The organism is Flavobacterium sp. (genome assembly GCF_017744675.1).
Classification (GTDB): domain Bacteria; phylum Bacteroidota; class Bacteroidia; order Flavobacteriales; family Flavobacteriaceae; genus Flavobacterium.
Map to the genome: position 1 here is coordinate 847,872 of NZ_JAGIAV010000004.1, position 16,477 is coordinate 864,348.

A 16,477-nucleotide genomic window follows, 5' to 3' on the forward strand; every position below is an offset into this window, starting at 1 on the left:
TATTCTATTTATTTGTTTGTATTCGTTTTTCTTTGCTGCAACATCCAGTCGTAGATTGCCGCATTATCATAAACCCTTGTCCAGCTGTCATGATTTGCATCATCAAAAATGGTCAGCTTTACATCTTTAGCATTACATTTTTTTAATTCCTTGTAAATCGCAATTGCATAATCCACATTTACTACATCATCTAGTAATCCGTGAAAAATTCTGGTTGGAATATTGGCTATTTCACAAGCGTGTTCTAACTGAATTAAATCTACAAAACCAGCGACAGGTACGTTTGCTGCAAATAGATCCGGATGTGCAAAAGCCAAATTCCATGAAGCCCAACCTCCTGAGCTCAAACCAGTAACATATATTCTTTCTGAATCGATTTTGTTTTCTTTCTGAATTTTTACAATCAGCTGATAAATTGATTCAATATCCCAATTTTCGTCTTCTTTGCATTGCGGAGCCAAAACATAAGCGTCTAATTGGTGCGTTTTTAAATATTTTAAAGGCCCATTAATTTTTACTTTTTCCAAATCAGTTCCTTTTTCTCCATCTCCAGAAATAAAAACAATCAATGGCTTTTTCTCCTTAACATTTGCTGGACGATGCAAAACATATCCTAGCTCATATTTAGACATTATAACAGTATTGATTTTCCCAGTTGTTTCACTCTGCCCAGAAACAACGATAGAAAACAACAGAGATATAAATGCTAGTGTATTTTTCATAGAATCTTAAATTCCGTATTTTCCAGATTTAAATCCAAGTTTTGTTAAACCCTGTTTGACTTCTGGTGCATTCATAAACAATTTCCACAACAATCCTGTTCTGTAATTTTCAATCATTACCACTTCTGGACCTTGATCAATCGCTAAATAACGCTTTGCAACCCATTTGTTTCCTAAACTCAAAGCATCATAAAAACCGGCATCTCCCCAAGTTTCATCTTTATGATTCTCATATAAGTTTCTGATTAATGCCATTGATTCTTTTGGCGTGTAAACGATAGAACTAATAGCTGCAGTTGGAGAAATTACACCCTGATCGTTACTTGGCATGTGTGCATTATACCCAACTGAACCATCTGGGTTTCTAGAATAAGATGCTGTTAACCCCCAATATTCTGGTCCATAACCAGCATTTTTATTCGGGTTTTCTACACAATACTGGTAATTAATTTTAGTCTGATTTACATTTAAATCCCAATAGTTAGCATATTTGTCACTCAACTGATTCGGATCTAAACCTACATAAGAATAATGTGCCCAGAATAACGGACCGCCAAATTCTTCAGCTCCATTGTGTTTTAAAATAAGGGGGATATTGTATTTTGTTTTTGAAGAAACGATACCTCCGCTTCTCGCCCATCCCTCGTGGTATGCTTTTGCATCGATGGTATGGGTTGGCGAAGATGCTGCCATTACGTATGTAATAAGACATTCGTTATATCCTTGTAGTGGGAAATTCATCTGCCAAGCATAACTTGGAGACCAATGCCAATACAAAACATTTTTATTGTTTGTGTACCATTGCCAGTCAACTCCTTTCCAAAGCGCATCAAATTTTTGTGCTACAGCCTTTTCTTTTTCAGAACCATCTTTCAGATATTCACGAACAGTAATCATTCCTGCAACCAAAAATGAGGTTTCAACTAAATCTCCTCCGTTATCCTTGGTTCCAAAAGGCTTTACTTTTCCTGTGTTTCCGTCAATCCAGTGTGACCATGCTCCATGAAAACGATCTGCTTTGCCTAAAAAATCTGCAATTTTGTTAAGTCTTTCTACTCCTTTTTCTTTTGTAATATAACCTTGTGACATTCCTGAAACAATCGCCATTAATCCGAAACCTGAACCACCTGTAGTTACAATATTGGAATCGTTTTCAGGATAAACTCCATCCGGATGATAACGCTCTCTAGCTAATCCAGAATTTGGTTCTGCATAATCCCAGAAATATTTAAAAGTTTGTTTTTGAACAGCATCTAAAAGCTGCTCGTCTGTTAATGCAGTAACGCCAGAAGTATTTTCCTGTACATTTTCTTTTGACTTATCGGCATTTGATCCACAACTAAAAAAAGTAAAAGCTAAAAATAAAACTGAAATTCTAACCATTATAAAAATTTAAGTATTGAAAAAATAATCACTCCCTCCAGGAAATCTAGAGGGAAGTGATTTTTAAAGATTTTGATTAATAACCAGGGTTTTGCTGTGAAAGTGCTCCTGCTTCTCTCATAAATGACGTTGGAAGAGGCCATAATTCATGTTTTCCAACTATAAAAGTTTTACCATCTGCTGCCATAGCCGCTTCTGCTTGTCCTGTTCTAACGATATCAAACCATCTGTCGTGCTCAAAAGCAAATTCTAATCTTCTTTCTTTGTAGATTGCTTTTCTAACATCTGATTGAGAAGTAAAAGGAGTGTCTCCTAAACCTGCTCTATGACGAATTTGATTTACTAAAGGAATTGCTGCTGAAGTCTGTCCTAATTCATTCAAAGCTTCGGCTTTCATTAATATAACCTCTGCATATCTTAAATATCTAAGATTTGTATCTGTAAATTCTTGGTTATAAAAAGATGAAGAATATGCTTTATAATTATATCTTGGATTTGCTACTGTAGATGGAACTTCTCTACCATCATACAAAACTGAACCTCTGAAAATAATTGTAGCTGCTCTTCTCACGTCTCCTGGCTCATAAGCATCTGCTAAACCTTGTGTTGGAGTGTTGAATCCCCAACCCCATCCTCCAGCGCCACGTGGTGCTTGAGAAACAGTATAGTTTCCAATTCCAAATCCAGGACTAGAAGTTCCTCCAATTCCATCAATCTCAAAAATAGATTCTGGACCAAATTCTCCCTCTTTTTTAAATTGTAGAGAATAATCAGAAACTAAAGAGTAACCAGTTACTTTATCACAATTATCAATTACTTTTTGCCAATTTTTTTGATACAAATTTACTTTTGCCAATAAAGCATAAGCCGATCCTTTAGAAACTCTTACAACATCTTTACCAGTATAAGTCGATTTTTCCGGCAAATTCGCAATAGCATCTGTTAAGTCTTTTTCTATAAAAGCATAAACTTCGGCAGGAGTTTTACGAGTTAATTGCATAATTCTGTCTGAGTCATTTCCAGGAATTGGCAAATGATCTACAATAGGAACTCCACCATATCCTTTAACTAAAGTAAAGTACATAAAAGCTCTCATAAATTTAGCCTCTCCTTCTAATCTGACTTTTAAACTAGGTGTTACCTGATCTAACTTAGGAAATATTGCCAAAGCCTGATTACATCTATTAATTCCTGCATAATTTGCATTCCACGTAGACTGAAATGACGGAGTTGAAGCATTATATGTTAAAGCATCCATAATATCTTTATCTCCACCGGCATCTCCCGGATCAGAACCTTTATCAGCATCATCACTAATAATACTTGTAACTGCGTTCCAACCAAAAGAAGACATATCCCATCCTAAAAATTGATTGTAAATTGCTGTTACAAAACTTGTAGCTCCAGCATCGCTATTTACCAAAGCTGGGTCAGCAGGAATAGACTCTGTTGGCTCTACATCCAAAAAATCATTTGAACATCCAGATAAGAATAATCCAGAAAGTACAAACATTGATATATATATTCTTTTCATGATATTAAAATTTTAAATTTGCACCTACTACAAAAGATCTCAATGATGGGTAAGCATCTAGCTCAACACCCTGAGTACCTTCAACTAATTTACCATCAGACACCACATCTGGTGAGAATCCAGAGAATTTTTGTGTAATAAATGGGTTAATTGCGTTTACATATAATCTGCAATAGCTAATAAAATTGTTCTCTTTTATTGGAAGTTTATATCCTAAAGTGATGTTATTAATTCTAAAGAAATCAGCAGATTCTAAATAATAGGTTGAAGCAAAAGGAGTTAAATTAGAAGGTGCAGGAATTGAAGATGATGTATTTGTAGGTGTCCAAAAATTATTAGCCATAGAAGCTTCTACATTTTCTCCTCCAAATCTTTGTGCTTTTTTTCCATTATATACTTTTGCTCCTCCTGTTCCATAACCATCAACAGAAAAATCAATGTTTTTGTATGTCAATCCTAAAGTAACTCCATAAGTAGAAGTTGGTAGAAGAGAACCCACATATTTTTTATCTTTAAGTTCATCTAAGCCAGTCTGAGGGACTTTAGAACCATCAGCTTTGTAGTATAACATTTGACCATTTGCTGGGTCAACACCAGCGTATTCATACACATAAAAACTACCTAATGGTTGTCCTACTGATGTATTATCCAAGATTTTGGTATTTTGACCATTCCCTAAACTTCCCCCAATAATTGGATTTAGCTGAACATTTTTAAGACTTGTAAGTTCATTTTTATTATGAGAAAAATTCCCTCCAATCCAATAACTTAAATTATCATTGATTTTATCATCCCAACGCAATGCAATTTCATAACCTTTGTTAGACACTTCACCAACATGTGCAGGTGTAGCTAGTGTAATTCCTGAAGTTGAATATGGTTTAACATTCAAAATTGTGTTTGTTGTATTTTTGTCGTACAAATCAAAAGATCCTTTTAATCTGCTATTAAACATTTCAAAATCAAAACCTCCTGAAAGTTCTTCTACAATCTCCCAAGATAAATTAGGATCTACCTGAGAATTAATTGTTACACCTGAACCAAAATCTGGATAATCTAATCCTGAAGTAAAGACTTGCGTGTTAAGAGGTACATTTTGATTTCCTAATCTACCCCAAGATCCTCTAAGTTTTAACAAATTAATTGGTTCTACATTACTTAAGAAACTTTCTTTTGAAATAATCCATCCTAAACCAACTGACGGGAATGTTCCCCAACGATTGTCTTCGCTAAATTGTGATGAACCGTCACGTCTTACTGTACCAGTAACCAAATATCTATCCATCAATTTATATTGGAAACGAGCAAAATAAGATGCTAATCTTCTTTGGTTAAGCGCTTCATCTTTATAACCAGTTACATTAGATGCATTGTTAACATCTTTCAAAGACCAGTAATTAGAATTTGGATTTACATTTTTTCTATCAATAGTTAATTTCTCTCTTGTACCTTGAACATTTGCTTCGATACCTGCAGTAACCTCAACATCATGAATTTCTGCAAAAACTTTATTATAAGTTAAGTAGTTTGATAAATTCCAATTAAAATATTCATCTCTGCTTCTTGTCAAAGTATTTGTATTTAAACTACTAGTATCATAATCTGATTTTACACGAGTAGGATCAGCAGATAACCAAAGTGCTAAATTATCTACATAATTATACTGTTTGTAAGTATAATATTCTCCATTAAATTGTGATGTGAATTTTAAAGATTTGATAATATCCCAATCTAATTTTAATCCTCCTTGTAATGTAACCGTTTTTTGTTGTTCATTAGTATAATCCAGTTGAGCTACTGGGTTTCCAACATTATTAAACGATTGTCCAGTTTCAGCTACAACTCCATTTGAAACAAATGGCACACCATATTTTCCATCAGCATAACGTACAGGAACTAACGGAGATTGTCTATAAGCATTAGTAAATGCACTTAAAGGCATTGGCGTATTTTTGATACTACTTACACTAAAGTTTTGAGTTAATTTAACTTTTTCAGAAAGTTTAAACTCATTGTTGTTTCTGAATGTAGTACGTCCATAATCAGATCCGTTTAAAATTCCTTTTTCTTCATAATTTCCAACACTAAAGAAGTATTTTACGTTTTCTGAAGATCCTGAAACCGAAATATTGTTCTGAGTATAAGACCCAGTTCTTGTAATTGCATCTAGCCAATCTGTGTTATATGGCTGATTAGCAGAGAATCTACCTTGTGGAAAAGCTGCACTATAAGCTGCATTGCTATAACGAACATACTCGTCACTATTTGCCATTTTAACTTTTTTCAGTGGAGTTCTTATACCTGCAAAACTTTCAACATCTACAGTAAGTTTTCCTTTACCGCCTTTAGTTGTAATCATAATTACACCATTAGCACCTCTGGTACCATAAATAGCCAATGAAGAAGCATCTTTTAAAACTTCATAAGATGTAATATCATTAGTATTAATGTTATTAATGTTCTCAGTAGGCATACCATCTACAACATAAAGAGGGTTTCTTCCTCCTAATGCAGTACCAGCCCCTCTAATTACAACAGAAGGCGTACTTCCAGGTGCATCTGAAGTAGAAACCTGAACACCAGCTGCTTTACCTTGAATAGCTTGAGAGGCATTTAAAACCTTCATTTTGGTAATCTCTTCGGACTTAATTGAGCTAACCGCCGAAGTATTATCAATTTTCTTTCTTGTACCGTATCCAATTACAACTACTTCTTTTAAGGCAGTGTCTCCTGCTTCTTTTAAAGTAATAGTCATTGGTGCGGCAGTGGCCGGTACAGAAACCGAATCAAAGCCTAACATAGAAACTTTTAAAATGTCTCCAGGTTTTGCATTGATGGTAAAGTTTCCATCGAAATCGGCATCTACAGTTGCCCTAGCGTCAGCAGAAGCAATTATTGCTCCTGGAATTCCCATTCCGCTGCTGTCCACTACTTTTCCTTTGATTGCTTGCGCTTGTCCTACCATATATGTAGGCAGTAGCAAGAGAGCTAAAAAGCTAAAAATAAAATTTTTCATACAGTACGTAATCGTTTAAGTTAGTAGAGCCAAATTAAGCAATTACAACGTTGTAGTACATCAAATACCACTACAGCATAGCTACATCATTGTGTTAAAAATTAACGTTATAACATTGATTATCAACAGGATAAATGTTAACAAAAATTCTTTAACATATCGTTATGATGTAGTAATGATGTATTGGAATTATATAAAAAATGATATTGAAAAATATAAATTCTATAAAAAATAAAACCGAATCTTACAGACTTAATAAAAACTTTGATAGATTTTCGTCCTGAGTGAGGTTAAGCTTCTTTCTAAGACGGTATCTATGCAGTTCTACACCTCTAAAAGAGATATTCATCATAGGAGCAATTTCCTTTGACGAAAGGTTCATTTTAAGATAAACACAGAGTTTTATATCCTTTGGAGTTAATTGTGGGTATTTTTTAGAGAGATTAATGATAAACTCATTGTGAATTTGGTTCAAATTGGTTTCAAAAGTTTCCCATTCGTGTTTATTCACTTCATTAATCTTAATAGCTTTTCTAATTTCGTTTTTAAGTTTGCTAAAATCTTTTTCAGTCTCCAAAATGCCTTGAATTTTATCAATCATTTCGGTCTGCTTGGCAATTGACAAAGATTTTCCAGCTACTTCAGAAGATTTTGCTTGTAGTTCTAACTCTAGAATATGTTTTTCATATTCTTGAATGTTGAGTTCGTTTTCTTTCTTAAGTTCCATCTCAAGAATTTCTCTTTGATGTTTTAATTCTTCTGCCTGCAATTTTAGTTTTTGCATATAGCGCAGCTTATTCCATTTATAATAGAAAAATAAAACTGCCGCGATAACAAGAAGATAAAGCAGAATCATCCAAAAAGAAAAATACCAAGGTTCTGCAACTTTAAATTTATAAAATGAAACTTTATCATAGGTTGCTCCATCGTGTTTGAATATTTCTACGGTATGATAACCGCTGTTTAAATTGTTCAAAACGATTAATCCATCGGAAATAGGAATAAACTCTTTTTCTTTATCAAGTTTATAAAATAGATTTGGTTTACTTGCTCCATAAATTCCAGAAATGACATTAATCCTTAATTCTGTATTGAATTTAATTTTCTCTTCGCTCGGGACTAAAACATCATTACTAAATGCTTCTATTTTCAATCCTGAATTTTGTTTGTTTTCATATTCGAGTTTCAGCGAAACAAAGCCATCGTCTAGATTAAATAAATAATAATTATCTTTCTTGAAAATTCTTAGATTCTCATTAATCAATTTTCCTTTATAATATTTCTCTTGAATAATATTCCAGACAAACTTACTTCCTTCCGCATAAATATGATACAAGATCCCGTTTTGCAGCACCATAAAATGATCGTCATCTATAGAAACAACGTCGGTTACATTTTTAAAATTGGTATTAAACAATTCATTCTCTTCTAATTTGCCAGATATCGAATTGTAGGTATACCAAGAATTATTAATGAGGAAAAGAATTTCTTTCCTAAACTCAAAAATCTTAATCCCAAAATCATTTTGTATTTTGCTCTGCTGTGTGACATTTTCAACTTTTAAAGTATTGTAATTATCATCTAGCATAACACGATATAATCCGCGGTAATTATCGGCTGCCCAGATTTCATTTTTTTTGTTTTGAGCAACATACTTAATGGGTTTTGCCAGATCTTTAATGATTTTATAATGAGACATATTTGAAGGATCGGCATAAACCAAAATACCACTATAAGTCGACTGGAAGTAGGTATTATTGATACTGCTTTTAGACATGTTCCAACCACCACTTACACCATTTATCTTAGTCAAAACATTATTTTCGTATGAAAAAGTACCATCATTGTGACCAATAATATATTTTCCGTCAATAAGAGAAATATTCCAACCCTGCCCTTGCGTATTAGGCATCATATTAAATTTTCCGGCGCTATACTCGAAAATACCGTGATTTGATGCGATTAAATAGCCTTTATTAATTGACGCAACCGCATATACCGATCCTAAAATACCTGAATTGTCATAAAAGAAAGAAATAGGAGAATTAACCTCAACATGTGCAATACCATTATCTAACCCAAGCCACAAATCGTTTTCTTTGTCCAATCCTAAACTCAGGACCGAATTATTCATTAAAACATTATTGCGTTCAATATTTTTAAATGAATTGTTTTTTAAATCTAAAATGAAAATCCCACGATTTCCTGTACCGATAATTAGCTTTCCGTTTTTGACAAATTTTGCCACATTAATTGTAGCCGATTTTAATGTTTCGTTTATTGGATTATCCCAACTTTTCAACCCGTTTTTTTCTACAAGGAAAACTCCTTTTTTCTGTGTAAAAATGTAAGTTTCATTTTGATATTTTTCTATGGCATGGACAACCGTATTTTTCAAAACGTTCCATCCTTTCGGATTAGCGATATGTTTGCCGTTCATTTTAAAAATTCCATCTTTAACTGAAGCAACATATAAGTCTTTATCTACGCCAAAACAATACGAAATAAGAAACGGGAATTTAATTTTCTTAATTGTTTTTCCGTCATAAATAAAAACATCATTAAAAGATTGAAAATAGAGAGAACCATTAAATCTGAATATTTTCCAGATTTCTTCGTTGTCTTTTTCATCAAACAATCTTAGATTTTTGGTAATAGAAACATAGTGCATGGTTCCGTCTTTTCTATACCAATAGCCAAATTCTTTATATGAACCAGAATAGATTTTATCACCTTCAATCAGAATAGATCGAATGATTGTTTTGTTCGGAAGTGTATATTTTTCCCATTTTACGCCGTCGTAGCGAAGCAAATAATGATTATTGGCAAAATACATTGCATTATCATTTCCTTGTGCTACATTCCAGATCTGATTATCACCTTGATAATCTGACTTGCTGTAATTTTCGACAAATGGTAGTAATTCTTGTGCTTGAAGTTGTAAAGCTATGAAAAAGAAGAAAACTGATTTAAAAAGTATCGATTTCAAGATATTCGTTTTTAAACCCAAAGATACTCACAAATATTTAATTTTTGGTCTTAAAAAGGAAAGAAGAAAATCAGTTTAGAAGCAACAAAAACATTATTAGAAAACTGATTATCAAACATAATGGAGCAAAGTATTTTGTATCATTCTGTCCGAATCTGGTATTTTTTATTTTTTTGAAAAAACCAACATATTTGAAATCTCCGATTGTTCTTACAGCGAATATTGCCAGTAAAAACCACAAACCATATTTTTCGAGCCAGAGAGGCAGTTCGGCAAAAATGATTTTAACTTTTATCAGATAAAAAACACCACAACTAAATAAACCAATGGCAACAATCAGTGTGGGCAGCATTCCCGGATTCTTAGGTGGTGTCTGAACATCTGGAGTTGGATAAACACCTTCTGTTCCCCATTTTCCTCCAAAAACCCAATACAAGTGGATCAGAGAAAGAAATAGAAATATAAGAAATAATAGCGTCGCAATGATTTTTGCCATGGCTGATTTTTTTTTTAAATTAAATTTCTAATAATTGATAAACCTGATTGGCGATTTCGTATTCTTCATCAGTCGGAGTTATAAAGCGATGAAAAAGAAGAAAATTGATTTAAAAAATATCGATTTCAAAATATTCGCTTTTAACTCAAGGATACTCACAAATATTTAATTTTTTTAAAAGAGAAGAGCTCCCAATTAAGGAACTCCTCTCTTTTTACATAAGATCATTTTTCTAATTCATTTAGTACTTTTTGAGGTGCATAATGTATTTTAAATCCTTTTTTAAAAGATAATTTGATACGTTTAATATACTCAATCTGTACATTTTCGAAATTTGGAAATTCAATATTCTCATTTTCACTTTTTAAATCTGTTCCATTTCTAATTTCAAAAATATCATATTCCGAATAATTTTCAGGATTGATTAAACAACACACTGTTTGAAGTTGTATATTATTTAAAAATATATTCAAATCACATATTTCTTTATTCAATTTGTAATTTAGCCAGTCACTATCAACAATATCAGAAATATGAAAAACATGAATTGTCTTTTTTAATACATCTAAAAGTACAATTTCTGTCGAGTCATAAAAACTACCAATTTGAATAAAATTATCTGGAATTTCAGATCTAAATTCACTTTCAAACACTTCAATTTCACTTAAGGAATCTAGAAACTTAAACGGTTTTTCAAATTCCTCATCATCGTTTTCATTTATTAGTTTTGCAGGAATCGCTAGTAAATTATTTCCAAAAATTTTATATTTAAAAACTAATTGTAATTCTTCTGGAAGTTTTACTAAATAACTATTATCCAATTCGTTATTTTTCGAATTACCTTCAATATTTTTTTCTAATTCAGCAATTTTCTTTCTGAATTCTACCATATTAACTTTCTAATAATTGATAAACCTGATTGGCGATTTCGTATTCTTCATCAGTCGGAACAACCAAGACTTTTACAATTGATTTGTCTGAACTGATTTCTCTCAATTCTTTAGATCGAATTTGATTCTTTGTTGCGTCAATTTCAATTCCGAAATAATCCATATCGGTACAAATTAAATTACGCATGAAAGAAGAATTCTCTCCTATTCCAGCAGTAAAAACAATAGCATTTAATCCGTTTAAAGCCGCAGCATAAGCGCCAATTGTCTTTCTAATTCTGTAAGCATTCATTTGTAATGCCAACTGACAATCTTTATTTCCTTTTTCTGCTTCTGACTCAATATCACGCAAATCGCTGTAGCCTGTAAGTCCCAGCATACCGCTTTGTTTCAGTAAAACGGCGTTTACTTCGTCTGGTGTATATCCTAAATTTTTAATCATATAAAAAATAACCGACTGATCAATATCTCCAGCGCGAGTTCCCATAATTAAGCCATTTGAAGGCGAGAATCCCATTGTGGTATCGATGCATTTTCCGTCTTTAATGGCCGCCATACTACAGCCGTTTCCTAAGTGAATGGTAATTATTTTAGAATTGTCTTTTAAATAAGCAATCGCTTTTTCAGAAACATATTTATGGCTTGTTCCGTGAAAACCGTAAACACGCACTTTATTTTCGGTTAAAAGGTAATTTGGAATGGCATATTTATAAGCTACTTCTGGCATCGTCTGATGAAAAGCGGTATCAAAAACAGCAATTTGTTCGGCTGAGCTGAAAATCTCTTCTGCCACGTTGATTCCTTCTAAATTTGCTGGATTATGCAATGGTGCTAATTCAAAAAGCTGCTTGATTTTTTCTTTTACTTTCTCATCGATTTTAACTGTAGCGCTAAAATCACTTCCGCCATGCACAACACGATGTCCGACAGCTGTAATCTCTGAAGTTGATTTAATTACTCCTTTTTCGGTATCCAAAAGCATATTGGCTACTTTTTCCAAACCTACTTTATGATTCGGAATAGGAAGCATTTCTTCGCGAGAAGCAATTGCTGTTTTGAAGGTTATATTTGAAGTTTCTAATCCAATTCTATCTATCATTCCAGAGCAAATTACTTCGTTTTCTGGCATTATCATTAATTGGTATTTAATTGAAGAACTTCCTGAATTTATAATTAGTATTTTCATTTTTATTTAAAGGTGCTAAGATGCTAAGTTTCTAAGGCGCTGAGTTTTTTTTAAAGACTCAAAACTTTTTATAGCAAAGTTTAATTCACAATTTACCATTAACAATTCACAATTAATTACATTCCTTGCGCCTGAATTGCTGTAATTACAACCGTATTAATAATATCATCAACAGTACAACCACGGCTTAAGTCGTTTACGGGTTTGTTTAAACCTTGCAACATTGGTCCGATTGCCAAGGCTCCAGTTTCTCTTTGAACAGCTTTGTAAGTGTTATTTCCTGTATTTAAATCAGGAAAAATCAACACACTTGCTTGTCCTGCTACTTCAGAATCTGGCATTTTGCTTTTTCCTACGCTTAAATCGACTGCGGCATCGTACTGAATTGGACCTTCAATTTTTAAATCTGGCCTTTTTTCTTTTACAATTGCTGTTGCTGTTCTTACTTTGTCAACCTCATCCCCTTTTCCTGATGATCCAGAAGAATAAGAAAGCATTGCAATTTTAGGTTCGATTCCGAAAGCTAAGCTCGATTCTGCCGATGAAATTGCGATTTCTGCCAATTGTTCTGCGGTTGGGTTTGGATTAATAGCACAATCTCCAAAAACAGAAACGCGGTCTTCTAAACACATAAAAAATACCGAAGAAACTACAGACGAATTTGGTTTTGTTTTAATGAATTGCAATGCTGGCAAAATGGTATGTTGCGTGGTATGCGCTGCACCCGATACCATTCCGTCAGCATGGCCTTTATAGACCATCATAGTTCCGAAATACGAAACATCTTCCATTAAATCTCTTGCCATTGTAATACTTACGTTTTTTGCCTTTCTAAGCTCGTAGTACGTATTCGCATAGTCTTCATACATTTCAGATTCGATCGGATTGATGATATTCACTTTAGAAAAATCAAATGTAAGTCCGAGTTCTGCAACTTTGCTTTCTATTTGTTTTTTATCTCCAATAATAGAAATATCAACCACATCCATATCCAACAATCTTGATGCTGCGGTAATAATTCTGTCGTCGTTTCCTTCTGGTAATACAATATGTTTTCTATGCTGTTTAGCTCTTTTCACCATATTATATTGAAACATTTTTGGCGTCATGCCTTCAGGCTGGAAAGTGATCACTCTTTGCGATAAAGCTTCGATTTCAACGTATTTTTCAAAAGTATTAATCGATGTTTCTATTTTATGTGTATTATTGGCGTAAATCTCCGATTTAATAGAACCGATTTTATTGGTAATATGATACGTTCCACCATCAACAGCAATAATTGGCACTATGGCAGAAAGTCCTTCTATAAGCTTTAAAATACTTTCTTCTGGAACAATATTTCCTGTCAGGATAATTCCAGAAATAGTAGGATAATTGGCTGATTCATTTGCTTGCAAAGCTCCTAAAATAATATCTGAACGGTCTCCTGGAGTAATTACTAAAGCATTATCGTGCAAATGAACCAGATAATTATGCAACTGCATCGCACCTACGCTATAATGCCCAATTTCGTTATTCAAATAATTTTCGCCAAAAAGCACTTTAGCATTCAATTCGTGAACGATTTCCTGCATCGTTGGATTGTTCAAACTAGAAATAAGCGGAATTGTATTGATTAATACATTTGAAGGCAGACTCTTTTGCAAGCTAGTTGTAACAAGCTCGATATTTTCTGGCTGTACTTTGTTAGCAAAAATCGATAAAACTTCGACTTCTTTGATTTTGAAAGAATCGTAAACCAAGTATAAACTGTCTAAAAGCTCTTCTAAGGTTTTGCCAACTCCAGAACCTACAATTATGGTTGGAATTCCGAGGTTTTTTGCGATTAAAACATTTAAATCCAATTCAATTGAAGTTCCTTCTCCTGTAAAACTGGTTCCTTCAACCAAAACGAAATCGAAACGTTCTTCTAGCTTCTTATATTTTTCGATAATTAAGTCGAGAACCTCTCCTATTTTACCTTTATTTTTTTTCTTAATCAATCTGCTTTTGGTGATAGCGTAGGCATCATCAAAAGCAATATCAAGGTTAAAATACGACAAAACGGTCTCGATATGATTGTCTACCTCACCATCAACAAAATCTTCGATTATAGGTCTAAAATACCCTACTTTGGCTGTTTTGCCAATCAAAATGCTCATTAAACCGAGCGTGATAATTGACTTACCGCTATTATGATCGCTAGTGGCTATATATATTGCTTTACTCATAATTATCTGTTTTTATTCTAAAATACCAAATTCACAAAAACCTAATTTTTCAAATGCTCAGAAGACTAAAACCAGCGCCTTCTTTTGAAATAAATGATTAGGGCTATTACCAGTAAAAACATTATACCCATAACTACAAAATAGCCATTTTGGGTTTTAAGCTCTGGCATGTTTTCAAAATTCATTCCGTATACTCCCACAATAAAAGTTAGCGGAATAAAGATTGCTGAAATGATCGTCAGCGTTTTCATGATTTCATTCATTTTTCGGCTTTGTTCCGAAAAATAAAAATTGGAAGCACTTTCCAATGCACTCATATCCGATTCTATCTGCTCTAAAAGTTCTAAACTCTTTTGATGCAGTCTAATAAAGAAATTGAAAGTTTCTTTCTGAATTAATCCATTATCTTCATCATCATCTTTTTTCGTTTTCAAATAATACAATGAATCTCGAAGCGGAACGATGGAGCGTTTTAGGAAATTTAAATTATCGCGGTGATTTTCAATTTTTTCTAAAATCACGGGCTTTGCGTCTTTTTTAGTCAAATTGATTAATTCTTCAATTTTGTCCTCTTCGTCTTCCAATGTAATGTAGAAATTTTCCATTACAGCGTCTAAAAGCAAGTATAAGAGATAATCTACTTTTTTACTTCTAACTATTCCAGCATGCGTACGTAAACGCTCTCGAATATGGGTAAAGAAGTCACTTCGTTTTTCTTGAAAGGAAATTAAGATTCCGTCTTTCAAAATAAAACTTAATTGTTCTACACTAATCGTATCTGAATACTCAGAAGGAAGAAGCGATTTTATATTAAAGAACAAAACATCTTGCTGTTCTTCTAGTTTCGTTCTTTTGGTAGTATTTAAAATATCGGCAAGAAGAAAATCATCTAACTTGAAGTGTGTACCGATGATTTTAATAAGATTGATATCATTCAGCCCATGAATATTGAGCCAATTGTTTTTAGTGTAATCAAAACAAGAATTCAGAGCCAAGACTGTAAACTTATCATATTCTACAACATCTGCGTCATTATACACAAAAAGTTGCATCTCTGTTTCATGGTCTTTATGCGTGCCAGTGTACTCTAAAGTAATGTGTTGCAGCTTGCGTCCTTTCTTGTATTTAATCTTTCTCATTCATGAAAATTTACAATAGTAATATTACGAAAAAGAATTTGAACAGGAAATGACAATTATCAGTTTGTCGAAAACTGAAGTTAGACGCACTGCAGTGCTTCTGTACATTAAACTAAATCCATAAAAAAACCGAGCCATTTCTGACTCGGTTTCCACAAATTAAAATTCTAATTAAGGCGTAGTCAAAACAGTATAGGATAGATTCGTAAAAACGCCATTTTTTACTTCAACGACTTCCGGAGTATTAACTTTTGTTTGTAAAGAGCCTACTTTTTTAGAAGTAAAGCTAAAAGTTCCTGATACCGTTTTTTTCGCAGGATCCATTGCCGTTATAGTTAACGTTCCAGTCTCAACAAAATGCTCCGTAAAAGTGTTGCCATCAATTAAATAAGTATTTATAAATAATGCATCTATAATATCATTGTTTTCATCAAAAGTATAAGCTTTTAAAGGCATTGCATCTGCAGTTGTAAGTTCGCTTGAGCAAGCTAACGATAACATTTGAGCATTATCTTGTATATTAATATCAAAACGTTGCTGGTTTTCGCCTTTTACTTTAATTAATGTTACGCTATTTACTTTGGTTGATTTCCATGCTGTACCATTTATAGTCGCAGAAACAACATTATTAACATCACTATCATCATTATTGTCACTGCTGCATGCACTAAATAAGATTGTTAAAAGGATAAATCCGAAGCTCAAGATTTTCTTCATACGTATTTGTTTTTGGTTAATTTTTTCCAAAACTAAATCAAACTAAAATATTATACTTGAGGAAAACCTCATTCTACAATTTTTTTTATAAAAAAAAACCGAGTCATTTCTGACTCGGTTTTCTATCTTAATACTTTGTACTAATTACTTAATACTAAAGAATTATTTTACTTCTTCAAAAATAAAACAACTATA

General features: G+C 32.9%; 11 protein-coding genes. All 11 read right to left on the minus strand.

Going from position 1 to position 16,477, the window contains the following annotated elements:
* Positions 1-8 precede the first annotated feature (8 nt).
* Positions 9-722, minus strand: coding sequence for a prolyl oligopeptidase family serine peptidase (locus tag J7574_RS13930; RefSeq protein ID WP_290969512.1), 714 nt, complete (start codon positions 720-722; stop codon positions 9-11).
* A gap of 6 nt (positions 723-728) precedes the next feature.
* On the minus strand, positions 729-2,105 hold the full coding sequence (locus J7574_RS13935; RefSeq protein WP_290969514.1) for a glucoamylase family protein: 1,377 nt from the start codon (positions 2,103-2,105) through the stop codon (positions 729-731).
* Positions 2,106-2,181: 76 nt separating this feature from the next.
* Complete coding sequence (locus J7574_RS13940; protein ID WP_290969516.1) at positions 2,182-3,639, minus strand: RagB/SusD family nutrient uptake outer membrane protein; 1,458 nt, start codon at positions 3,637-3,639, stop codon at positions 2,182-2,184.
* A 4-nt stretch (positions 3,640-3,643) separates the two neighbouring features.
* On the minus strand, positions 3,644-6,655 hold the full coding sequence (locus J7574_RS13945) for a SusC/RagA family TonB-linked outer membrane protein (protein WP_290969519.1): 3,012 nt from the start codon (positions 6,653-6,655) through the stop codon (positions 3,644-3,646).
* A gap of 244 nt (positions 6,656-6,899) precedes the next feature.
* Positions 6,900-9,644, minus strand: a complete 2,745-nt coding sequence (locus J7574_RS13950) for a histidine kinase (protein ID WP_290969522.1) — start codon at positions 9,642-9,644, stop codon at positions 6,900-6,902.
* A 70-nt stretch (positions 9,645-9,714) separates the two neighbouring features.
* On the minus strand, positions 9,715-10,140 hold the full coding sequence (locus tag J7574_RS13955) for a DUF3995 domain-containing protein (RefSeq protein WP_290969525.1): 426 nt from the start codon (positions 10,138-10,140) through the stop codon (positions 9,715-9,717).
* Positions 10,141-10,364: 224 nt separating this feature from the next.
* A complete protein-coding gene (locus J7574_RS13960; protein ID WP_290969528.1) occupies positions 10,365-11,030 on the minus strand; it encodes a hypothetical protein in 666 nt (221 codons plus the stop codon).
* A gap of 1 nt (position 11,031) precedes the next feature.
* On the minus strand, positions 11,032-12,216 hold the full coding sequence (locus tag J7574_RS13965; RefSeq protein WP_290969531.1) for an acetate/propionate family kinase: 1,185 nt from the start codon (positions 12,214-12,216) through the stop codon (positions 11,032-11,034).
* 116 nt (positions 12,217-12,332) lie between these two features.
* A complete protein-coding gene (gene pta / locus J7574_RS13970; RefSeq protein ID WP_290969534.1) occupies positions 12,333-14,426 on the minus strand; it encodes a phosphate acetyltransferase in 2,094 nt (697 codons plus the stop codon).
* 65 nt (positions 14,427-14,491) lie between these two features.
* On the minus strand, positions 14,492-15,565 hold the full coding sequence (corA, locus tag J7574_RS13975; protein ID WP_290969537.1) for a magnesium/cobalt transporter CorA: 1,074 nt from the start codon (positions 15,563-15,565) through the stop codon (positions 14,492-14,494).
* Positions 15,566-15,736: 171 nt separating this feature from the next.
* Complete coding sequence (locus J7574_RS13980; RefSeq protein ID WP_290969540.1) at positions 15,737-16,282, minus strand: DUF6252 family protein; 546 nt, start codon at positions 16,280-16,282, stop codon at positions 15,737-15,739.
* Positions 16,283-16,477 lie beyond the last annotated feature (195 nt).

Bases quoted from the DNA above. Each gene is read 5' to 3' on its own strand.
- J7574_RS13930 (WP_290969512.1), bottom strand. From the start codon at position 722: ATGAAAAATACACTAGCATTTATATCTCTGTTGTTTTCTATCGTTGTT.
- J7574_RS13935 (WP_290969514.1), bottom strand. From the start codon at position 2,105: ATGGTTAGAATTTCAGTTTTATTTTTAGCTTTTACTTTTTTTAGTTGT.
- J7574_RS13940 (WP_290969516.1), bottom strand. From the start codon at position 3,639: ATGAAAAGAATATATATATCAATGTTTGTACTTTCTGGATTATTCTTA.
- J7574_RS13945 (WP_290969519.1), bottom strand. From the start codon at position 6,655: ATGAAAAATTTTATTTTTAGCTTTTTAGCTCTCTTGCTACTGCCTACA.
- J7574_RS13955 (WP_290969525.1), bottom strand. From the start codon at position 10,140: ATGGCAAAAATCATTGCGACGCTATTATTTCTTATATTTCTATTTCTT.
- J7574_RS13960 (WP_290969528.1), bottom strand. From the start codon at position 11,030: ATGGTAGAATTCAGAAAGAAAATTGCTGAATTAGAAAAAAATATTGAA.
- J7574_RS13965 (WP_290969531.1), bottom strand. From the start codon at position 12,216: ATGAAAATACTAATTATAAATTCAGGAAGTTCTTCAATTAAATACCAA.
- pta (WP_290969534.1), bottom strand. From the start codon at position 14,426: ATGAGTAAAGCAATATATATAGCCACTAGCGATCATAATAGCGGTAAG.
- corA (WP_290969537.1), bottom strand. From the start codon at position 15,565: ATGAGAAAGATTAAATACAAGAAAGGACGCAAGCTGCAACACATTACT.
- J7574_RS13980 (WP_290969540.1), bottom strand. From the start codon at position 16,282: ATGAAGAAAATCTTGAGCTTCGGATTTATCCTTTTAACAATCTTATTT.